A 4,144-nucleotide genomic window follows, 5' to 3' on the forward strand; every position below is an offset into this window, starting at 1 on the left:
CGAAGGGCTGACGATGTTCGGCGCCGAGATCCTGCCGGGCCTCCGGGCGGTGTTCTCTTGACCGACGATCTGAAGGCCTGGATCGCGCCGTCGCGGACGGCGGTGCTGGTGATCGACATGCAGGTCGACTTCGCCTCGCCCGAGGGCGCGCTGGCGACCTACTTCGACATGGGCGTCGTCCAGCCCGCGGTCTCGGCCGCCGAGCGACTGGTGAAGGCCGCTCGCGCCGCGGGCGCGCCTGTCGTCTTCGTGGGTCTGTTCACGACGCCTGAGACGGACTCCGTCGCCTGGCTTGAGCGTATCCGGCGGCAAGGCGGCGACCCGGACAGCGAGGCGGCGATCTGCCGTGTCGGATCGGCCGGCTCCGAGTTCCATGGCCCCCAGCCTGTGCCGGGAGAGCTGGTGGTGAAGAAGGTTCGCTATAGCGGCTTCTTGGGCACCGACCTCGATGCCCGGCTTAGGGCGCTTGGCGTCGACACCCTGGTGGTGGCCGGATTGACCACCGAGTGCTGCGTCGACAGCACTGTCCGTGACGCCTTCGATCTGGACTATCACGTCTTTGTCGCCGCCGACGCCTGCGCCGCCTACGAGGCGGATCTCCATCTCGCGTCGCTGAAGATCATGGCGCTCAACAGCGCGATCCTGACCGATACGGCGCGGATCGCCGAGGCCTGGACCGGCTAGGCGTCCGTCTTAGGGAAAGGGCCGGCCCTTCGAGAGCCGGCCCACGGGTCGTCACTTCGCGACGCTGACCTTGAAGACCATCACGTTGCGATAGGTCTGGCCGGGATCGAGGCGCACCGAGGCGAACTGCGGCTTGTTCGGCGCGTCGGGGAAGTGTTGCGGCTCCAGCGCGATGCCGTCGCCCTGGCGGTAGAGCTTGCCGCTTTTGCCGACCCAGGAGGCGTCGAGGAAGTTGCCGGCATAGAACTGAATGCCCGGCTGGTCGGACAGGATCTCAAGCACCCGGCCGCTCTTGGGATCGGCCAGGCGCGCCGCCAGTCGAGGCGCGCCCCCCGACTTGCCGGTCAGCACGAAGTTGTGGTCATAGCCCTTGCCGATGACCAGCTGAGGATCGCTGGCGTCGCGAATGCGCTTGCCGACCGCCGTGGGCGTGCGGAAGTCAAAGGCGGTGCCAGCCACCGGCGTGATCGCGCCTGTCGGGATCAGCTCATTGTCGACGGGCGTGTAGCCTTCGGCGGGAAGGGTCAGGACATTGCCCATGGCCCCCTCCGGCGCGCCTTCGCCGGCCGCGTTGAACAGGGCGTGGTTGGTCATGTTGACGATCGTCGGCTTGTCGGTCGTCGCGCCGTAGGTGATCGTCAGCTGGTTCTGTTCGTCGAGGGCGTAGGTCGCCGTGGCGTTCACGGTTCCCGGATAGCCCTGGTCGCCGTCGGGGCTGACATAGCCGAGCGTGACGGATGCGGTCGGGCCGGATTTGGTCGACAGCACCTTCCAGACCACCTTGTCGAAGCCCTTCACGCCGCCGTGCAGGGCCGCGACGCCGTTGTTGTTCAGCTCTAGCTGATAGGTCTTGCCGTCCAGCTCGAAGCGGCCCTTGCCGATCCGGTTGGCGAAGCGGCCGACGCTCGCGCCGAAATAGCTGGCGTTCTTCACATAGGCGGCGGCGTCATTGAAGCCGAGCACGATGTCGGCCTTGTTGCCCGCCTTGTCGGGGGCGATCAGCGACTGCAGGGTCGCGCCATAGGTGATCACCGTGGCGCTGACGCCCTTGGCGTTGGTCAGGGTGAAGGCCTCGACGGCTTCGCCCGAGGGGGTCTGGCCGAAGGGGCGGCGGGACAGTTCGGCGGCCGTCGCCGTCGATGTCGCGGTCAGGGCGAACGCGCCGCACAGGGCGATGGTCTTGAGCTTCATGTTTCCTCTCCGTCTTGTTCTGTTGGCGCTTGCGGCTATTCGATGAACGGCGGCGCAACGACCCGCTCGCTGAGCAGGAAGGCGTCGGCCACGTGGCGCAGCGGGCTGACGTCCACGTCGCTGGTGCCGTCCGCGATCAGCCTGGCGAATTCGTCGTAGAGGCCCGGATATTCCCGATCCGGCCCCTCGTGCATCAGCTGGCCGTCGATCCAGAGCTTGGCGCCGCCATTGGTGAGCTTCAGCGCGCCGTCCTCGGTGTCGATCTCGATGTCCCAGCTCTGAGGACCGGACTGCAGGAAGTCGAGCTCGGCGCGGATCGGCGCGCCATTGGCGTCGCGGAAGTCCAGCTCGGCCTGGATCGGCGACTGCCGGTTCTCGGGCACGTGCAGCACGCCGCGCGACAGGAAGAAGGGAAGGGGCAGGATGCGGGTGACGATCGACAAGGCGTTGATCGCCGGGTCGAAGACGCCGAGGCCGCCGGCTTCCCAAATCCAGTCCTGGCCGGGGTGCCAGACGCGGACGTCTTCCTTCCAGTTGATCCGCACGGCCTTGACCGTCCGCTCCGCCAGCCATTCGCGCGCCGGCTCCACGCCGACGGCGTAGCGCGAGTGCCAGGTGGCTTGAAGCGTCAGGCCGCGCGCGACGGCCGCCTGGCGCAGGTCCTCGACCTCGCTCAGCGTCGCGCCAGGAGGCTTTTCCAGCATCACGTGCTTGCCGGCCGCCAGCGCCATATGGGCGAGGGCGTGACGCGGCTGCGGCGGCGTGCAGAGCGATACGGCGTCGATCGCGACGTCGCTAGCCAGCAAGGCGGCAAGGTCGGTGAAGTGGGCGACCCCGTCCAGCTCGGCGTTGCGGCTGACGACGGCGACCAGCTCAAAGCGCGGGTCGGCGGCGATGGAGGGCAGATGCTGGTCCCGGGCGATCTTGCCCAGGCCGACCAGCGCCAGGCGGATCGGCGTCACAGCGCGCGCACCGTGACGGACCGCTCGGCCGCCTGGCTCAGCGGATTGCGCACCGGATAGAGGAAGGGCGCGGCCTCGATCTCGAACACGTCGCCCACCTTGGTCTGGAAGCCTTCCGAGAACGACAGGGTCGCGGTGCCGAAGAAGTGGACGTGCACGTCGCCCGGGCGGCGGAACAGATCGTACTTGAAGTGGTGATGCTCGAGATTGGCGATCGCGTGGGACATGTTCGCCTCGCCCGACAGGAACGGCTTTTCCCAGGCGACCGCGCCGTCGCGCAGGATCCGGCTGGCGCCGCGCACGTCCTCGGGCAGGGGGCCCGTCAGCAGTTCCGGGCCCAGCGCCGCCTGGCGCAGTTTCGAGTGGGCCAGCCACAGATAGTTGCCGCGCTCGGTCACGTGGTCGGAGAACTCGTTGGCCAGGCAGAAGCCCAGGCGGTGCGGCGTCCCGTCGGGACCGATCAGATAGACGCCGGCGATCTCAGGCTCCTCGCCGCCATCCTTCGCGAAAGCCGGGGAGGTGAGGGACTGCCCGGGGCCGACCAGCTGCTGGCCGTCGCCCTTGTAGAACCACTCTGGCTGGACGCCTTCCTGGCCCGGCGCGGGCTTGCCGCCCTCCACGCCCATCAGGAACATCCGCATCGAGTCGGTCAGCTGTTCTCCAGACTGCGCCGCCTTGTGCATCTTGTCGCGGCCCTCGGCGGAACCGAGGTGGGTGAGGCCCGTGCCGGTCAGCAGCAGGTGGGCGGTGTCGGGGTGATCGATCGGCGCCAGGACCCGGCCCTCGGCCAGAGCGCCGGGAATGTCGATCTCTTCGCCAAGCTCCCGCGCCTGGGCCGCCTCCGCCAGGGTCGCGTTCACGCCGATGGCGGATTGGGCCAGGGCGTAGAGCGTGTCGGCGACCATCACGCGCCGGGCGCGGCCGGAGTCGTCCACCGCCGCCAGTCGCCGTTCGCCGTCGCCGGTCTTCAACTGCACGAATCTGAACACCATGGCGAACGCTCCTAGCCTATAATAGTCTGACAAATACCGTCGCCGCCGATCCTGTCAAACCTCGTTTGCGGCATCCGGCCATTCGGGTCGATGTCTTGGCCGAACATCGCTCGCGATCATTGACGGACTTGGGTAGCGACGATAGTCAGACAAATATTATAATACAAATCCGCCCTGCCTCCGGCCCGCCTTGCCTGGGGCGTGGGCGCATAGCGTCGTCAAGGATTGTCATGAGCCCCGACCCCGTCTCTTCCCGCACCCTTCGTTCGCGCGCGTGGTTTGACAATCCGGACAACATCGACATGACGGCGCTTT

General features: G+C 67.7%; 4 protein-coding genes. 1 reads left to right on the plus strand and 3 read right to left on the minus strand.

Annotated features, from left to right (window positions below):
- Window positions 1-57: 57 nt before the first annotated feature.
- Window positions 58-684, plus strand: coding sequence for a cysteine hydrolase (locus AX690_RS03305; protein WP_066730281.1), 627 nt, complete (start codon window positions 58-60; stop codon window positions 682-684).
- 51 nt (window positions 685-735) lie between these two features.
- Here the strand turns inward: AX690_RS03305 and AX690_RS03310 are convergent, their stop codons facing one another.
- From AX690_RS03310 to araD1, 3 genes are read right to left on the minus strand one after another with little or no spacing between them, the layout of a single operon-like run.
- Window positions 736-1,875, minus strand: a complete 1,140-nt coding sequence (locus tag AX690_RS03310) for an aldose epimerase family protein (protein WP_066730282.1) — start codon at window positions 1,873-1,875, stop codon at window positions 736-738.
- A gap of 35 nt (window positions 1,876-1,910) precedes the next feature.
- Window positions 1,911-2,837, minus strand: a complete 927-nt coding sequence (locus AX690_RS03315; RefSeq protein ID WP_066730283.1) for a Gfo/Idh/MocA family protein — start codon at window positions 2,835-2,837, stop codon at window positions 1,911-1,913.
- Window positions 2,834-3,829 (minus strand): AraD1 family protein, encoded by a 996-nt coding sequence (araD1, locus tag AX690_RS03320; protein ID WP_066730284.1) that lies wholly within the window; start codon window positions 3,827-3,829, stop codon window positions 2,834-2,836. The genes AX690_RS03315 and araD1 overlap by 4 nt, the downstream gene beginning before the upstream one ends.
- Window positions 3,830-4,144: the final 315 nt, after the last annotated feature.

The sequence above is a fragment of the Caulobacter sp. CCH9-E1 genome (genome assembly GCF_001556515.1).
In the GTDB taxonomy this organism is placed as follows: domain Bacteria; phylum Pseudomonadota; class Alphaproteobacteria; order Caulobacterales; family Caulobacteraceae; genus Caulobacter.